The organism is Castellaniella sp., from assembly GCF_034674885.1.
Lineage (GTDB): Bacteria > Pseudomonadota > Gammaproteobacteria > Burkholderiales > Burkholderiaceae_B > Castellaniella.
Window position 1 is genome coordinate 80,526 of the sequence record NZ_JAUCDS010000010.1, and the last position, 16,335, is coordinate 96,860.

At 67.2% G+C, this 16,335-nt stretch carries 13 protein-coding genes; 9 read left to right on the forward strand and 4 right to left on the reverse strand.

The window, feature by feature from the left end:
- Nucleotides 1-58: 58 nt before the first annotated feature.
- Both VDP74_RS07905 and VDP74_RS07910 read right to left on the reverse strand, forming a co-directional pair.
- Nucleotides 59-376 carry a hypothetical protein gene (locus tag VDP74_RS07905; RefSeq protein WP_322999085.1) on the reverse strand — a complete coding sequence of 106 codons (318 nt, stop codon included), beginning with the start codon at nt 374-376 and terminating at the stop codon, nt 59-61.
- Between the two features lie 14 nt (nt 377-390).
- Nucleotides 391-738, reverse strand: a complete 348-nt coding sequence (locus tag VDP74_RS07910) for a DUF1840 domain-containing protein (protein WP_322999086.1) — start codon at nt 736-738, stop codon at nt 391-393.
- Nucleotides 739-831: 93 nt separating this feature from the next.
- Between VDP74_RS07910 and VDP74_RS07915 the strand changes: the two genes are divergently transcribed.
- The 4 genes from VDP74_RS07915 (at nt 832) to VDP74_RS07930 (ending at nt 7,837) form a co-directional block, all read left to right on the forward strand.
- Nucleotides 832-4,554: a phospholipase effector Tle1 domain-containing protein gene (locus VDP74_RS07915; protein ID WP_322999087.1), complete on the forward strand. Its 3,723-nt coding sequence runs from the start codon at nt 832-834 to the stop codon at nt 4,552-4,554.
- 149 nt (nt 4,555-4,703) lie between these two features.
- Nucleotides 4,704-6,386 (forward strand): arginine--tRNA ligase, encoded by a 1,683-nt coding sequence (gene argS, locus VDP74_RS07920; RefSeq protein WP_322999101.1) that lies wholly within the window; start codon nt 4,704-4,706, stop codon nt 6,384-6,386.
- 3 nt (nt 6,387-6,389) lie between these two features.
- A complete protein-coding gene (locus VDP74_RS07925) occupies nt 6,390-7,103 on the forward strand; it encodes an SPOR domain-containing protein (RefSeq protein WP_322999088.1) in 714 nt (237 codons plus the stop codon).
- Between the two features lie 110 nt (nt 7,104-7,213).
- Nucleotides 7,214-7,837: a thiol:disulfide interchange protein DsbA/DsbL gene (locus VDP74_RS07930; RefSeq protein WP_322999089.1), complete on the forward strand. Its 624-nt coding sequence runs from the start codon at nt 7,214-7,216 to the stop codon at nt 7,835-7,837.
- A 130-nt stretch (nt 7,838-7,967) separates the two neighbouring features.
- Here VDP74_RS07930 and VDP74_RS07935 read toward each other — a convergent pair whose 3' ends face one another.
- Complete coding sequence (locus VDP74_RS07935; protein WP_322999090.1) at nt 7,968-9,191, reverse strand: PLP-dependent aspartate aminotransferase family protein; 1,224 nt, start codon at nt 9,189-9,191, stop codon at nt 7,968-7,970.
- A gap of 60 nt (nt 9,192-9,251) precedes the next feature.
- Nucleotides 9,252-10,328, reverse strand: a complete 1,077-nt coding sequence (locus tag VDP74_RS07940; protein WP_322999091.1) for an MBL fold metallo-hydrolase — start codon at nt 10,326-10,328, stop codon at nt 9,252-9,254.
- Between the two features lie 160 nt (nt 10,329-10,488).
- On the opposite strand from VDP74_RS07940, the gene VDP74_RS07945 reads away from it, so the two are divergent.
- The 5 genes from VDP74_RS07945 to VDP74_RS07965 form a co-directional block, all read left to right on the forward strand.
- On the forward strand, nt 10,489-10,917 hold the full coding sequence (locus VDP74_RS07945; RefSeq protein ID WP_322999092.1) for a MerR family DNA-binding transcriptional regulator: 429 nt from the start codon (nt 10,489-10,491) through the stop codon (nt 10,915-10,917).
- 32 nt (nt 10,918-10,949) lie between these two features.
- Nucleotides 10,950-12,128, forward strand: a complete 1,179-nt coding sequence (locus VDP74_RS07950) for an isovaleryl-CoA dehydrogenase (RefSeq protein WP_322999093.1) — start codon at nt 10,950-10,952, stop codon at nt 12,126-12,128.
- A gap of 4 nt (nt 12,129-12,132) precedes the next feature.
- Nucleotides 12,133-13,989, forward strand: coding sequence for a bifunctional isocitrate dehydrogenase kinase/phosphatase (gene aceK / locus VDP74_RS07955; protein WP_322999094.1), 1,857 nt, complete (start codon nt 12,133-12,135; stop codon nt 13,987-13,989).
- A gap of 9 nt (nt 13,990-13,998) precedes the next feature.
- Nucleotides 13,999-15,180, forward strand: a complete 1,182-nt coding sequence (locus VDP74_RS07960; protein WP_322999095.1) for an acetyl-CoA C-acyltransferase — start codon at nt 13,999-14,001, stop codon at nt 15,178-15,180.
- Nucleotides 15,181-15,196: 16 nt separating this feature from the next.
- Nucleotides 15,197-16,335 (forward strand): carboxyl transferase domain-containing protein (locus tag VDP74_RS07965; protein ID WP_322999096.1); only part of this gene is annotated, 1,139 nt, incomplete at its 3' end.

Genomic DNA, 16,335 nt, shown 5'->3' on the forward strand with positions numbered 1-16,335 from the left:
TGTCCGACCTGACGAGCGCCCCAGCCTATCCGGCGGGGGCCGCCGCAGCCGGCACCCATCAATACACGATGGCCAGCCCCGGAAGATCCACCGTGACCCGGGGCTTTTCCAATGCCTGAACGGCGTGCGTGGCGAAGTCCCGGGCCAGATCGGACTGGGAAGACAGCGCGCGGTAACCCAGGGCATCCGCCACCCCCAGGATCTTGTCCAGGAGCAGGACTTTCCCGCTGACCCGCAAGGGTTCGCAGCCCAGGGATTCCCAGCGCTGTTCGAACCAGCTGCGAGCCGCCTGGGCCAGCGTCGCATCGACGGGGGCGTCGACGCTGAGTTCCAGCGAGCGATGCGCATCGAACACAATGATCACGTGACCCTGCATGGCGCGGTTTTTCCTTACCAGATGGGCGCGGGGCCCCAGGTGACGTCTTCGCCCTTGTCGCGAGACAGACGCAACATGGCCAGCAAGGGCCAGGCCCGACGGCGCATGCCCACGTGCTGGGCGATGGGATGTTCGGTGGAATCGTCGTGTTCGCTGGGGTGATCGTCGTTGTGGCTGCTGTCGGCAGCCACCAGCGATTCGATGCCCGCAATGGCCGCATCCAGCTGGTCGCGGGTGATGACCCCTCGTTCAGGCATATCTGGCGTGTCGAATTTTTTACCTGCGGCCACCAGGATGGGTTTGGCGTGCTGGGCGAACATCAGGACTTCGGCGGCCGACTTGGACTGAAACAGAATGAGCATAGTGGGCTTTCCGCAATGGATATAAACATACACTAACCCAAGTTCGGCACCCTGCCAAGTCGGAAAATATCCGACATTGACAGGAGACGAGCCATGCCAGAAACCCGCTGCCGACGCCGCTTTCCCCGCATTCGCATCCGCCCGCGCAGGGCCGTTTCGACCCCCTGCCTGCTGGCACTCCTGATGGCTCTCGGAACCGGTCCGGCGGGCGCCTCTGCGGCACTGACCTGCCCGGCGCCCGCCGACCCCGGTCAACTGCCGCCCTGCGGCGCCGGGACCTCACTGGGGCCAGGCCGGGAGCCGGACCCGGACACTGGCATCAGCAACCCCATCCACCGGATCACCGGCGAGAAATTCCTGAGGGACGTCGACCTGCCCACCCCTCTGGCCGGCGGCCATCCGAGCTTTGTCCGCCTGTACCGATCCGGCCAGCCACAGGCCGGATTCCTGGGCGCAGGCTGGGGCAGCGAGTACGACGTGACGCTGACTCGCAGCCCGCCCGGCTGGCAGCTGCGGCTGGCCGATGGCCGGGTCGTGCGCTACGACGCTCGGGGCCATCCGCTGCGCCCAGGAGACGGGCGCATCGTGGCGGTCGCGGCGTCGGAGTCGCCGTCGAGCGAGGCCTCCCCGCCCCATCCGCCGCCGGGCGATGCTCCGGCCATCTGGCTACCCGCCGCCAGCACCCCCACGACCAGCCGCCAGGCGACACACGTCTGGGCGGATACCGACGGCCGGCGGCTGGAGTTCAATGCCGAGGGCCGACTGCTGGCCGCCGTCCGACCGGGGCAAGCGGCCACCCGGATCGCCTACCATGCCGACGGCCCCTTCCAGGGGTTGATCGCCCGCATCGGGACAGGCCGGCAGCTGCTGACGCCGCGTTATGCGCGGCACGATGACCACGTGTTGCTGCAGTCGCTGCAGACCCCGCTGGGGACCTTCACCTATGAATACGACGCCCCGACCGCTGCGGCCAACGGGGAGGCACCCCGCCCCACCCTACCGCGCTTGACCAGCGTCGTGCGCCCGGACGGCATGCAGCGACGCTACCACTACGAGCCGCCACGCCAGGCAGGCCACCTCGCAGCCATCACCGGCATCACGCTGCAGGACCGCCAGGGACGCGCACAAAGAATACGCAGCTGGATCTACGACGCGGACGGCCGAGTCGTCCAGGCCATCCCCGGGCCGCCGGAACAGGCGACCGGCCGGCTGGACCTGAACTATCCCCCGGACGCTGACCACTCGGTGCAACGAGATGCGCGAGGCCGGCTGGCGAGCATCGGCGGACTGCGGATCGAACGCAGCCCAGTTGGCGGCCTGAGTCGTCTGTCTCAGCCTCATGGCGGCTGGCCCGGTCTGGTCATGACGTACGACGCGCAGGGCCGCCGCAGCGCCTGGACCAGCACCTTGACGGGGCGTACTCGGCTGGGCTACGACCCCCAGGGCCGACTGCAGGCGCTGGGTCACGCCAACGGCGACCATCTGGCGCTGCAACGGGATGCGGCCGGCCGCCCTCGCCACCTGCAGTACACAGGCAACGACAAGACCGGGCTGCCGGTCACGCTGGACTGGCATGGCCGGCATCTGCGGCGCCTGGACCATCCGGCAGAAACCGAATACCTGGAGACCGGCCAGGACGGCCGGCTGCGTACTCGATCCATCCGGCGCGCCCAACCAGGCGGCACGCTGTCCTACCGGGAAACCTTTGCCTACGACGAGGCGGGCCGCCTGCTGCGCCACGGCCTGCCGGAAGGCGGCGCCCTGCATACAAGCTGGTCACCGGACGGACGCCTGAGCCGCCTGGTCTGGGAAGCCGCCGACGGGTCCCGGCATCCAGTGATCGACACGGTGGCCGGCCTGGCCGGCTACCGCTACGGCAACGGCCTGCACCTGCACAGCGGCACGGACGGCCAGGGGCGCGCAGACCGGCTCATGGTCAGCGACGGCGCGCGCATCCTGTGGGCGGAACGGCGTCAGCAGGATGCCAACGGCCTGATCCTGCGGCATACCGTCCTGGCCCAGGGTCTCCATACACAACGCCGCTATGCCTACGACGCCCGGCAGCGCGTGACCGGCATTCTCGAATCGGGCGGCACGACCGGCGCCGGACGCCGGCACTGGCTGGCCTGGACCGAGGAAGGCGCGCTGGCCGGGCGCACCGCGCACATCGTAGCCCCGCCCCTGTCGGCCATCCGCCGCGACGCCGCCGGGTTGCCGCTGCAGATCGGCGAGCGTACCCTGCGCTACCAGGCGCAGCAGCGCCTGGCTGAAGTCCGCGAAAACGGCCAGGCGCGGGTCCGTTATACCTACAACGCCCGGGGCCAGCAGATCCGCCAGCAGGCGGGCGGCATGCGCATCGAGCGCTACTACCTGGACAACCGGCTGGTCGCCCGCTGGGTCCGGTCCGATGCGCCGGCCGGGCCCGCTGCGCCCAGCTTCGGCGTCAGCGAGCGTTATCTGTACGCGCAGGATGTCCCGGTGGGGCTGCTGCGCACCGATGTCCACGGCCAGACCCGCTTGCTCTTCATCCACGCGGATCTGCTGGGCGCCCCCGTCATGGTCACCGACGCAACACGCGCCGTGCGCTGGCTGGCCGACTATGACACCCTGGGGCAGGCCCGCCGCCGGGCCGGCGACCTGGACCTGCCGCTGCGCCGCCCCGGCCAGGACGAGGATCCGTTCACCGGCTGGCACGACAACGTCTTTCGCACCTACCTGCCGCAACGCGGACACTATCTGGAACCGGACCCGCTGGGCCCGGTGCCCGGCCTGCAGGCGCTGGGTTATGCGGCCCAGCAGCCGATGCGCCATGTCGACCCCCTGGGCCTGATCCTGCTGGCCTTCGATGGCACCCGCTACGGACGAGCGAACCAAAGCAACGTCTGGAAGCTGGCCCAGGCCTACGACGACGGCCCGGCCTACTATCACTCCGGACCGGGCAACAATCTGTACGTAGACTGGGATGCCGTGACCGCCGCCGGCAGCGGCCAGATCCTGCGCAATCAGTGGCAGTCCCTGATGAACGCCCTGCAGCGGGCACAGGGGGCTGCGGCTCCGGTCCCCATCGACATCCTGGGATATTCGCGCGGCGCCGCCCTGGCCCGGGATTTCGCCAACCGCATCGCCCGCCAGACGCACGACGGCTGGTTCTCCTACGACGACCCCTTGCGCGGCACGATCGGACTGTGCGTGGATCTGCGCTTTCTGGGCCTGTTCGACACCGTGGCCCAATTCGGCCTGCTGGGGGCGGCCAACGCAGGCTTTGACCTGTCCGTCTCCGGGGCCTGGAACTGGGTGGCGCACGCCGTGGCGCTGCACGAACTGCGCAGCCTGTTTCCCTTGGTATCTGCCCGCGAGGGGGCGCCGGCCAATACCGTGGAAGCCCCCTTCATCGGCGCCCACGCCGACATCGGCGGCGGCCTGCTGCTGGATGATCGCGGCAAGCCTCGGGCAGACGGAGATCTGTCGGACGTGACACTGAACTGGATGCGCTGGCAGGCGCTGGCGGCCCTGGTGCCCCTGAAGGACCTGAATGCCGAGGACCAGCAGGTCTCGCGGCCCTGGCTGCACGACGAACGCAACCCTGCCCAACGCCTGCTGGGCGGTGATCGCGATCTGCAGGACGCCGGCACTCAATCCCTGGGGCCGCAGGGCGCCGATCCCCGGCTGGGGGCGGCCCAGCGCCAGATGTTCGAGACCTTCATCCAGCGCCTCAGCCACTGGGAACTGAACGCGGGCAACGTCGTGGGTCAGGTGGACATGCAGGGCTATGGCGCCTGGCTGGAATCGCAGCTGGGGCTGCCGAGGACGCCTTGAATCCCCGCGCCCCGGCAGCGCAGCCTTCCTGCCCGAGTGGCCCGCCACATCACGAGCGCCCCAAAATCGGGCTATCATTTCGGGATATCTCCGGCGGCAGGGCCGTGCGCGCCATGCCGGATGCCGCCGTCACCGCTCATCATTCCGCCATGCTGCCACAGCACACCACCCAGATTACCTCTCTTCTGCGCACCGCCCTGGACGCCCTGATTCCGGGCCATGCGCTGGACATCACCCTGGAACGCCCCAAGGTCGCCGCACACGGCGACGTGGCCTGCAACGTCGCCATGCAGGCCGCCCGCGCTGCCCGCCGCAACCCGCGCGAACTGGCCCAGGCCATCGTGGCAGCCATCCTGGCCGAACCATCCGCCGCAGGCCTGATCGCACAGGCCGAGGTCGCAGGCCCCGGCTTCATCAACTTCCGCCTGTCGGCTGCGGCCCACCAGGCCGTGCTGCGCACGATCCAGGAAGAAGGCGAACGCTACGGCCATCGCCCGGCCCATGACGAACGCATCCTGGTGGAATTCGTATCCGCCAACCCCACGGGCCCGCTGCACGTGGGCCACGCCCGTCAGGCAGCGCTGGGGGATTCCATCTGCCGCCTGTTCGCCACCCAGGGCGCCCAGGTCTCGCGCGAGTTCTACTACAACGACGCAGGCAACCAGATCCACAACCTGGCCATCAGCGTGCAGGCCCGCGCCCGGGGCATCGAACCCGAAAGCCCCGACTTCCCCGAAGACGGCTACAAGGGCGAATATATCCTGGACATCGCCCGCGACTACCAGAATCGCGCCACGGTACAGGCCAGCGACGGCGACCCCATCCAGGCCAGCGGCGACCTGGACGATCTGGACGCAATTCGCCGATTCTCAGTGGCCTATCTGCGCCGCGAACAGGACCTGGACCTGCAGGCCTTCGACCTGCGCTTTGACAACTACTACCTGGAAAGCTCGCTGTATACCAGCGGCCGGGTGGAACGCACCGTGCAGGCCCTGATCGACGCCGGCCACACCTACGAACAGGAAGGCGCGCTGTGGCTGCGCACGACCGAACTGGGCACGGGAGACGACAAGGACCGCGTGATGCGCAAGTCCGAGGGCGGCTACACCTACTTCGTGCCCGACGTCGCCTATCACGTGGCCAAATGGGAACGCGGCTTTCACCACGCCATCAACATCCAGGGCACCGACCACCACGGCACCATTGCGCGGGTCCGCGCCGGCCTGCAGGGGCTGGGCCTGGGCATCCCGGCCGATTACCCGGCCTACGTGCTGCACAAGATGGTGCGCGTCATGCGCGACGGGGCCGAGGTCAAGATCTCCAAGCGCGCGGGCAGCTACGTCACCCTGCGCGACCTGATCGACTGGGTGGGGCGCGACGCGGTGCGTTTCTTCCTGGCGCAGCGCCGGGCGGATTCGGAATTCGTCTTCGACATCGACCTGGCCCTGTCGCACAGCGAGGAAAACCCGGTCTACTACATCCAGTACGCGCACGCGCGCATCCATTCGCTGTTGCGCCAGCACGATACGCAACAGCAGGCGCAATCCGCCGATCCGTCCCTGCTGACGGCGCCCACCGAAATCACCCTGCTGCAGCGCCTGGCGGAATATCCCAACGTGCTGACGCAGGCCGCCCAGGAACTGGCCCCCCACCAGCTGGCGTTCTGGCTGCGGGACTGCGCAGCCGACTTCCACGCCTGGTACAACGCCGAACGCATTCTGGTGGACGACCCCGCACTGGGGGCGGCCCGCCTGCGGCTGGCGCGGGCCACCGCACAGGTCATCGCCAATGGCCTGGGCCTGCTGGGGGTCAGCGCCCCCGAACGGATGTAGAGCATGGCCACACGCAAGAAAAAAACCTCGGGCGGCGCCTGGTTCGGATTGGTTCTGGGCATGGTGCTGGGCGTGGCCGCAGCCGTGGCCGTGGCACTGTTCGTCACCAAGGCGCCCATGCCCTTCAAGGACAAGGCCAGCCGCAGCACGCCGGCCACCCTGCTGCCCGACGTCAAGAATGCGCCGGATCCGAACATCGCGCTGTACGGCAAGGATGGCCCGGCCGGCACCCGCACGCCCGCCCAGGGCGGCAGTTCCGTCAATCCGCCGGGCGCCGCGCCGGAACCCGGCCAGCAGGACAACCCCTTGTCCGACGCGATCGGCCAGATCATTGCGGGGCTGGACCAGCCGGCCACCAAACCGGCGGTTCCTGCACCAGCTGCCAAGGCGCCCGACACGACCGTGGCCATCGCCAAGCCTTCCGCCCCGGCCAGCCTGCCGTTCCCGCCCCCGGCGCCACCGGTCAACAAGCCGGCAGCCAATACGCAAACGACGTACTTTCTGCAGACGGGCGCCTTCCGGTCGAAATCCGAGGCCCAGGCCATGCTGGCCCGCGTGGTGCTGCTGGGCCTGCCGGTGCGCATCGAGGCCGGGGAATCCAACGGCGCGGCGATCAACCGGGTCCGGGTTGGCCCCTTCAAGGGGATCGACGAGATGAACCGGGCTCGCAGCAAGCTGGGCGACGAGAAGATCGAATCCTCGGTCGTGCGTCCTTGATGTCCTGATGCCGCACCGGCGGGGGACACTGATTCACCCAGCAGGGAACCGGATCTGGTTATAGTGATCCAACATCACTGTCCCTGCCGATTTTTTGGAGCTTCACGATCATGACCGCCTTGTTTTCCCGCTTTGCTTCCGGCCTGCTGATGGGCCTGGCCGCGCTGGCTCTGTCGCCCGCGCACGCCGCGCCGTTCGATACCCTGGATCCGATCCAGCCGTCGGATACGCCGGGCAAGGTCGAGGTCCTGGAATTCTTTGCCTATACGTGCCCGCACTGCGCAAAAATCGAGCCGCTGGTGGTCAAATGGCGCAAGACGCTGCCCGACACGGTGGTGTTCAAGGGCGTTCCCGTGGCGTTCAACGCCAGCATGAAGGACCTGCAGAAGCTGTATTACGCGCTGGAAGCCGTCGGCCGACTGGACCTGCATGACGCGGTCTTCAAGGCGATCCACGAGGAAAACAAGGATCTGTTCACGGCAGACAAGATCATCGACTGGGTGGCCGCCCAGGGGGTGGATCGCAAGGCGTTCACGGATGCGTTCAATTCGTTCGGTGTACAGACGAAGACCACGCGGGCCGACGAGCTGGCGAAGGCCTACAAAATCGACGGAACACCGTCGTTCGCGATTGGCGGGCAGTACGTGACGTCGCCGTCACACACGGGCAGTTATCAGGGCGCGATCGACGAGGCCGACAAGCTGGTGAAACAGGTGCTGGCGAAGCAGAAGTAATTCTTTTTTCTTGCGCAGGAGGCCAGTTGGCCTCTTGTGCGGGCAGAGCGCGTCGGCTGCCTGGCCGCAGGCCCCGCCTGGATCATCCTCATGCGGACGCCTGACGGCCGATGCCCCTGCCAGCAAACAATCACCCCGCCGCCGCGAACGCCTGCGTCAAATCGGCGATCAGGTCGGCGGGGTCTTCCAGCCCGATGTGCAGGCGTAAGACCGTTCCGGCCTTCATCCGGTCGGTGGCGGTCTCGGCCCAATAGCCGTGAGCTGTCAGGGCGGACGGTTCCACCTGCGTCACCAGGCTCTCGTAGCCGCCCCAGGAATACCCGATCCCGAACAAGCGCAGCGCATCGATCACGCGGCGCACCTGTGGCTCGTTGAAATCCACCGCCACGGCCAACAGGCCGTTGGATCCCGTCGCATCGCGCTGCCACAGCGCGTGTCCCGGGTCCTGGGGCCAGGCGGGCAAGAAGATGCGGGACACCTGCGGCTGCGCGGCCAGCCACTGGCAGACCGTCAGGGCGTGCACGCCGCAGCCGCGCATGCGCAGGCCCAGCGTGCGCGCACCGCGCAGCGCCAGCCAGGCATCGTCGGCGCTGACCGTATTGCCCAGCGCATAGTGGGTTTCATGCAGCTTGCGGATCAGGGCCGGATCGCTGGCCACCGCCGCGCCCAGCATCAGATCGGAATGCCCGCCGATGTACTTGGTGGCGGCAATCACGGAAATGTCCGCCCCCAGGGACAGCGGCCGGTAGATGTAGCCGGATCCCCAGGTGTTGTCGGCCACGACCGTCAGGCCGTGATCGTGCGCCCAGCGCGACAAGGCGGGCAGATCCAGCATTTCCATCAGCAGGGAACCCGGGGATTCCAGGTACAGCACCCGCGTTTCCGGGCGCAGGGCGGCCTGCAGGCTGTCCAGGTCCGCGCGCACGAAATCCATGGCGATGCCCATGCGCGAGAGGATGGTCTTGTGCAGGTAGCGCACCGGGCCATAGACGCAGTCCACGACCAGGGCGTGGTCGCCCTGGTTGAGGCAGGCCACCAAGGCCATGCTGATGGCGGCCATGCCCGATGGCGCCAGGAATGCCCGCTGGCCGCCCTCCAGGCTGCACAGCAGGTTTTCCAGGGCCTCGTGGGTCTGCAGCCCGACCCGGCCGTAGGTGGGAACGCGTTCGCCTCGCTGCTTGGCGGCCTGGGCGCGATCCAGCACGTCCATGGACGCGAAGCGCACAGTGCTGGTGCGCATCGACGGCAGTGCGACCGGTCCGGAACCGGTTTCCGGGTCCAGCGGCGCCTGGCCGATATGCTGCAGCAAAGTATCGATGCGGTCATTGGGTCGGCCGTGCGCGTCGCGAGTCATAGTGATCAGTGTCCTGTATTCGTCAATCAAGGATGCGCCCGGCGACCGCAGATGAACCGGTCAGGCCTGCTGGAAACGGTAGATGCCGTCCTCGCCCAGCGCGCGCGTCAGGGCGCCTTGAAAGTATAGGGCGTGCAGGTGGGCAACGGATTCGCCCATGGCGAAACCGAGCTGGTGCATATCCAGTTTCCGGTGGAACAGCACGGGCAGCAGATCGTGGGCGCTCTGGGGATGGCCGCAGGCGGCCAGGACCTCGGCCAGGCGTTCCGCATGGTGGGTCTGTTGCTGCGCGATACGCCGGTGCAGACCCCGGAAGGGACGCCCATGCGAGGGCAGGACCAGGGCATCGGCCGGCAGGTTGTCGTAGGCCTTCAGGGAATCCAGGTACAGCGGCAGAGGGTTGGCCTCGGGTTCCAGGTCGAACACGCTGATGTTGGTGGAAATGCGCGGCAGCACCATGTCGCCTGAAATCAGCGTGCCCAGCGTCGGGCACCACAGGGACACGTGTTCCGGCGCATGCCCGTAGCCAACGATGATCCGCCAGGGGCGGCCGCCGATCTGCACGTCCTGCCCATGCATCAGGCGATGAAACTGCCTGGGCATGTCGGGCACCAGGCGGGCGTAGTAATCATGGCGCTGGCGGATCATGGCCTGGGCTTCGGGATCCACCAGGCCATGGCGGGCGAAATGCCGGGCGGCGGCATCGCCGACCGGCCCGCTGCCCGCCTGGGAGGTGTCTTTCACGGACGAGCCGGTCCACAGCCGCGCCACTGCATAGTCGGTCATGGACATCGACAGCGGCGCCTGCCAGCGCTCGCACAGCCAGTGCGCCAGCCCGACGTGGTCCGGATGCATGTGGGTGACGATGACGCGCAACACGGGCAGGCCGTCCAGGGCCTGGGCAAAGACGGATTCCCAGGTGTCGCGGACTTCGCTGCGGTCGATGCCGCAATCCACCACGGTCCAGCCATCACGGCCGTCGATGCGGTCGCGCAGCAGCCATAGATTGATGTGGTCCAGCGCAAAGGGCAGCGGCATGCGGATCCAGCGCACGCCATCGGCCACCGTCAGGGCATGGCCGGCCTCGGGCAGTTTCTCGTCCCAGGGGTATTGCAGTTCCTGTTCCTGCGGGTTCACATGTGTCTCCTGTGCTTTTTCCGGTTGCCCGGCGTGCGGATCCGCCCGAAATGGGCAGAATCGGATATTGTCGTTCTGCGTATTATGGCAGAGTCCGCACTTTACGTTAACGTAAACTGATAGCATAATATGACCTTGACCCGACCACCGCATGGGACCCATGAGCCAAGCCACCTGGACCATCTCCGAGCTTGCCCGAGAATTCAGCGTCACGCCGCGCACGATCCGCTTCTACGAGGATCAGGGCATCGTCAGCCCGACACGCTCGGGGCGCAACCGCATCTACGCGCCACGCGACCGCACCCGCCTGAAACTCGCGCTGCGTGGACGCCGCCTGGGACTGCAACTGTCGGAAATCGTCACCCTCATCAATCTGTACGACCACAGCTCCGCCAGCAGCACGGCGCAACTGCAGCACTACATCGATGTGCTGGACGCCCATCGCCAGAAACTCGAACAGCAGCAGCGCGACCTGGACGAGACCCTGGAGGAACTGCGCCGCCAGCAGGCCGATTGCACGGCGCTGCTGCGCCGCCGCAACGCCGCACAGGCCCCAGCCAAGGCCGACCTCCACCCGATCACCGAATAAAAGGCGCCCCCGCCACCCCTAGGAGACTTCCCATGGATCTACCCGGCCTGAATTTCGAACTTGGTTCCGACCTGGACATGCTGCGCGAGGCCGTGCGCGATTTCGCACAATCCGAGATCGCGCCTCGCGCCGCCGCCGCCGACCGCGACGACCAGTTCCCGATGGACCTGTGGCGCAAGTTCGGCGACCTGGGCCTGCTGGGGGTGACGGTGTCCGACACGTACGGCGGCGCCAACCTGGGTTATCTGGCGCACATGATCGCGATGGAGGAAATCTCGCGCGCCAGCGCCTCGATCGCCCTGTCCTACGGCGCGCACTCGAACCTGTGCGTGAACCAGATCCACCGCAACGGCACCGAGGCCCAGAAGCGCAAATACCTGCCCGGCCTGCTGTCGGGCGAGCAGATCGGCGCGCTGGCCATGAGCGAACCCGGCGCCGGATCGGACGTGGTCAGCATGCGGCTGCGGGCGGAAAAGCGCGGTGACCGCTACATCCTGAACGGCACGAAAATGTGGATCACCAACGGGCCGGACGCCGACACCCTGGTGGTCTACGCCAAGACCGATCCCCAGGCCCACCAGCGCGGCATCACCGCCTTCATCGTCGAAAAGTCCTTCCCCGGATTTTCCGTGGCGCAGAAGCTGGACAAGCTGGGCATGCGCGGCTCGCACACCGGCGAACTGGTCTTCCAGGACTGCGAAGTCCCGGCCGAAAACGTGCTGGGCGAGGTCAACGGCGGGGTGCGCGTTCTGATGAGCGGCCTGGACTACGAACGCGCCGTGCTGGCCGGCGGCCCGCTGGGCATCATGCAGGCCGTGATGGACGTGGTCGTGCCCTATGTGCACGAACGCAAGCAGTTCGGCCAGGCCATCGGTGAATTCCAGCTGATCCAGGGAAAGCTGGCCGACCTGTACACCACGCTGCAGGCCAGCCGCGCCTTCTGCTACACGGTGGGCAAGAACCTGGACCGGCTGGGCGCCCAGCACGCGCGCCAAGTGCGCAAGGACTGCGCCGGCGTCATCCTGTACTGCGCCGAAAAAGCCACCTGGATGGCTGGCGAGGGCATCCAGATCCTGGGGGGCAACGGCTACATCAACGACAACCCAACGGGGCGCCTGTGGCGCGACGCCAAACTGTACGAGATCGGCGCCGGCACCAGCGAGATCCGTCGCATGCTGATCGGTCGCGAACTGTTCAGCGAAACCGCCTGACGCCATGCGCAGCGACGGCGACCACCAGCGCATCGAGCCGGTCACGCCCCGGGGCCAATCCCCCGAGGCGGTCGCCCGTATCATCCTGGCGGGGTTCGACCGCCACTACTCGCTGTTTCGCTACAGCGCCCAGCGGGCCAAGTCGCTGTTCGAATCCGGCGACTGGCACGGCATCCAGCAGTTGTCGCGCGAACGCATCGAATACTACGACACGCGGGTGCGCGAATGCGCCACGACGCTGGGCCAGGCGCTGCGCGGCACCACCCCGGCGCAGACGGCCCCGGACACGGCCCTGACGCCCGAACAGCTGGAATTCTGGCAGGCGGCCAAGACCAGTTACATCGGTCTGCTGTCCGGCCACCTGCAGCCCGAATGCGCGGAAACCTTCTTCAATTCGGTATCCTGCCGCATCCTGCACCGTAACTACTTCAACAACGATTTCCTGTTCGTGCGCCCGGCCGTGGCGACCGAATACATCGACGGCGCGCTGTCCACCTACCGGTCCTACTACCCGCTGACCGAAGGCCTGCTGCCCTGCCTGGTGCGCCTGGTGGCCGATTTCGGCCTGGCCGCGCCCTACCAGGACCTGCCCGCCGATGCCCGCACGCTGGCCCGCATGGGCCTGCGCCACCTGCGCCGCACACTGCCGCGCGGCCTGGGCAAGCGCCTGGCACCCGATTGCCAGATCCAGGTGCTCAACACCCTGTTCTTTCGCAACAAGGGCGCCTACATCGTCGGGCGCCTGATCAACCAGACGGCCATCCATCCCTTTGCCATCGCGCTGCTGCACACGCCATCCGGCCACATCCAGCTGGACGCCCTGCTGCACACCAGCGACGACCTGAGCACGCTATTCAGCTTCACCCGGGCGTACTTCCTGGTGGACATGGAGGCCCCCGCCGCCTACGTGGAATTCCTGTCGTCGCTGTTTCCGCGCAAACCCAAGGCCGAGATCTACACCACCATCGGCCTGCAGAAACAGGGCAAGACCCTGTTCTACCGCGATTTCCTGCACCATCTGGCGCACTCGCGCGACAACTTCGACTACGCGCCCGGCATCCAGGGCATGGTCATGACGGTGTTCAACCAGCCGTCCTACCCCTACGTCTTCAAGCTGATCCGCGACCGCATCGCCAAAGACGGCATGGACGAGCCCACCGTGCGGCGCAAATACCAGATGGTCAAGAAGCACGACCGCGTGGGCCGCATGGCCGACACCTGGGAATATTCCCTGGTGGCTCTGCCGCGCAGCCGCTTTTCCCCGCGCCTGCTGGCCGGCCTGCGCGCCGAAGTGCCCAGCCTGCTCGAGGAAACCGACGATCTGGTGGTGCTGAAACACGTCTACATCGAACGGCGCATGACGCCGCTGAACATCTTCCTGGCCGGAGCATCCGATGCCGCCCTGGAATCGGCCGTGCGCCAGTACGGGCAGGCGATCCGCGAACTGGCCGCCGCCAACATCTTCCCGGGCGACATGCTGTACAAGAATTTCGGCGTCACCCGCCTGGGGCGCGTGGTGTTCTACGACTACGACGAAATCCAGCGCATGACGGAAATGCATTTCCGCCGCATTCCGCCCGCGCCCAACGAAGAAGCCGAACTGTCGGGCGAGCCCTGGTACCCCGTGGGCGCCAACGACGTCTTCCCGGAAGAATTCGAACACTTCCTGCTGGGCGACCCCCGGGTACGCTCGGCCTTTCTGAAACACCATGCCGAACTGCTGGATGCACAATGGTGGCAAGATTGCCGTACCCGCGCATCCCAAGGCCGTATCGAAGACATCTTCCCCTACGATCCGGCACGGCGTCTGCAATCCCTGAAACCGGCCGCATCCAGCCCGGATGCGGCCTCGCAGCCATAGGAGCACACCATGTCCGATTCCATCGTCATCGTCTCTGCCGCCCGCACGCCCATGGGCGGCATGATGGGCAGCCTGTCCAGCCTGTCCGCCCATGAACTGGGCGCCATCGTCATCCGCGCCGCCGTCGAACGCGCCGGCATCGCAGGCGACGCCGTCCAGGAAGTCATCATGGGCAACGTGCTGCAGGCCGGCCAGGGCCAGGCGCCGGCCCGCCAGGCCGCCCTGGGCGCCGGCCTGCCGAAAGGCGTCGCCTGCAGCACCCTGCACAAGGTCTGCGGATCCGGCCTGAAGGCCGTCATGCTGGCCCACGACATCATCAAGGCGGGCTCCGCCGATGTGGTGGTGGCCGGCGGCCAGGAAAGCATGAGCAACGCCCCCTACCTGCTGCTGCGTGGTCGCCAGGGCTACCGCTACGGGCATTCCACCGTCTACGACCACATGGCCCTGGACGGCCTGGAAGACGCCTACCAGCGCGGCACCGCCATGGGCGTGTTCGCCGAGGACTGCGTCTCGAAATACCACTTCACCCGCGAAGAACAGGACGCCTTTTCCCTGGAATCCCTGAAACGCGCCCGCAAGGCCTCCGAGGACGGCAGCTTCAAATGGGAAATTGCACCGGTGACGATCGCCGGGCGCAAGGGCGACACGGTGGTCGATACCGACGAGGCCCCCTTCAAGGCCATGCCGGAAAAGATCCCCACCCTGAAGCCCGCCTTCAAGAAAGACGGTACCGTCACGGCAGCCAACTCCTCGTCCATTTCCGACGGCGCCTCGGCGCTGGTGGTGATGCGCGCCTCCAAGGCCCAGGAACTGGGCGCCAAGCCCCTGGCCCGCATCGTGGCCCATACGCAGCACGCCCAGGAACCCCAGTGGTTCACCACGGCTCCGGTGGGCGCCATCCAGAAACTGCTGGCCAAGACCGGCTGGAAGGCGGAAGACGTCGATCTCTACGAGATCAACGAGGCCTTCGCCGTCGTCACCATGGCGGCCATGAAGGAACTGAACCTGCGGCATGACCGGGTCAACATCCACGGCGGCGCCACCGCCCTGGGTCACCCCATCGGTGCATCGGGCGCGCGCCTGCTGACCACGCTGATCGGCGCCCTGCGCCAGACCGGCGGCAAGCGCGGCATCGCATCGCTGTGCATCGGCGGCGGCGAAGCCGTCGCCCTGGCCATCGAAATGCTGTAATTTTTCAGGACACGACATGCCGGTCATCGAATCCCGCGTCAACCCTCGTTCACAGGACTTCCAGGACAACGCCCGCACCATGCGGGCGCTGGTCGACGATCTGCGCGCGCAGATTGCCCGCACCGGGCAGGGCGGCAGCGAATCGGCCCGCGCCCGTCATCTGGCGCGCGGCAAGCTGCTGCCGCGCGAACGGGTCGAACGCCTGCTCGATCCCGGCACGCCGTTCCTGGAACTGTCTCCCCTGGCCGCCCACGACGTCTACGACAACGCCTCGCCCGGGGCGGGCCTGATCACCGGCATCGGCCGGGTGAGCGGCACCGAATGCGTCATCGTCTGCAACGACGCCACGGTCAAGGGCGGCACCTACTACCCCCTGACCGTCAAGAAACACCTGAGGGCGCAGGAAATCGCCCAGCAGAACCACCTGCCTTGCGTCTACCTGGTGGACTCGGGCGGGGCCAACCTGCCCAACCAGGACGAGGTCTTCCCGGATCGCGACCACTTCGGGCGCATCTTCTACAACCAGGCGGTCATGTCATCCATGGGCATCGCCCAGCTGGCGGTGGTGATGGGGTCCTGCACGGCGGGCGGCGCCTACGTCCCCGCCATGAGCGACGAATCCATCATCGTGCGCGACCAGGGCACGATCTTCCTGGGCGGCCCGCCCCTGGTGAAGGCCGCGACCGGCGAAGAAGTATCCGCCGAGGACCTGGGCGGCGGCGACGTGCACACCCGCCTGTCGGGTGTGGCCGATCACCTGGCAGAAAACGACACCCACGCCCTGCGCCTGGTCCGCGACGCGGTCGCCCGCCTGAACCGGCCGGTTCCGCCGGGCGCGGATTCCTGGGCCGAGCCCCTGTACGATCCCGCCGAACTGGACGGCATCATCCCGCAGGACACCCGCAAGCCCTACGACGTGCGCGAGGTCATTGCCCGCATCGTGGACGGGTCCGATTTCGAGGAATTCAAGGCACGCTTCGGCACCACGCTGGTAACCGGGTTCGCCAAAATTTATGGCATGCCGGTGGGCATCATCGCCAACAACGGCATCCTGTTTTCCGAAGCGGCGCAAAAGGGCACGCACTTCATCGAGCTCTGCTGCCAGCGCAACATCCCCCTGGTGTTCCTGCAGAACATCAGCGGCTTCATGGTGGG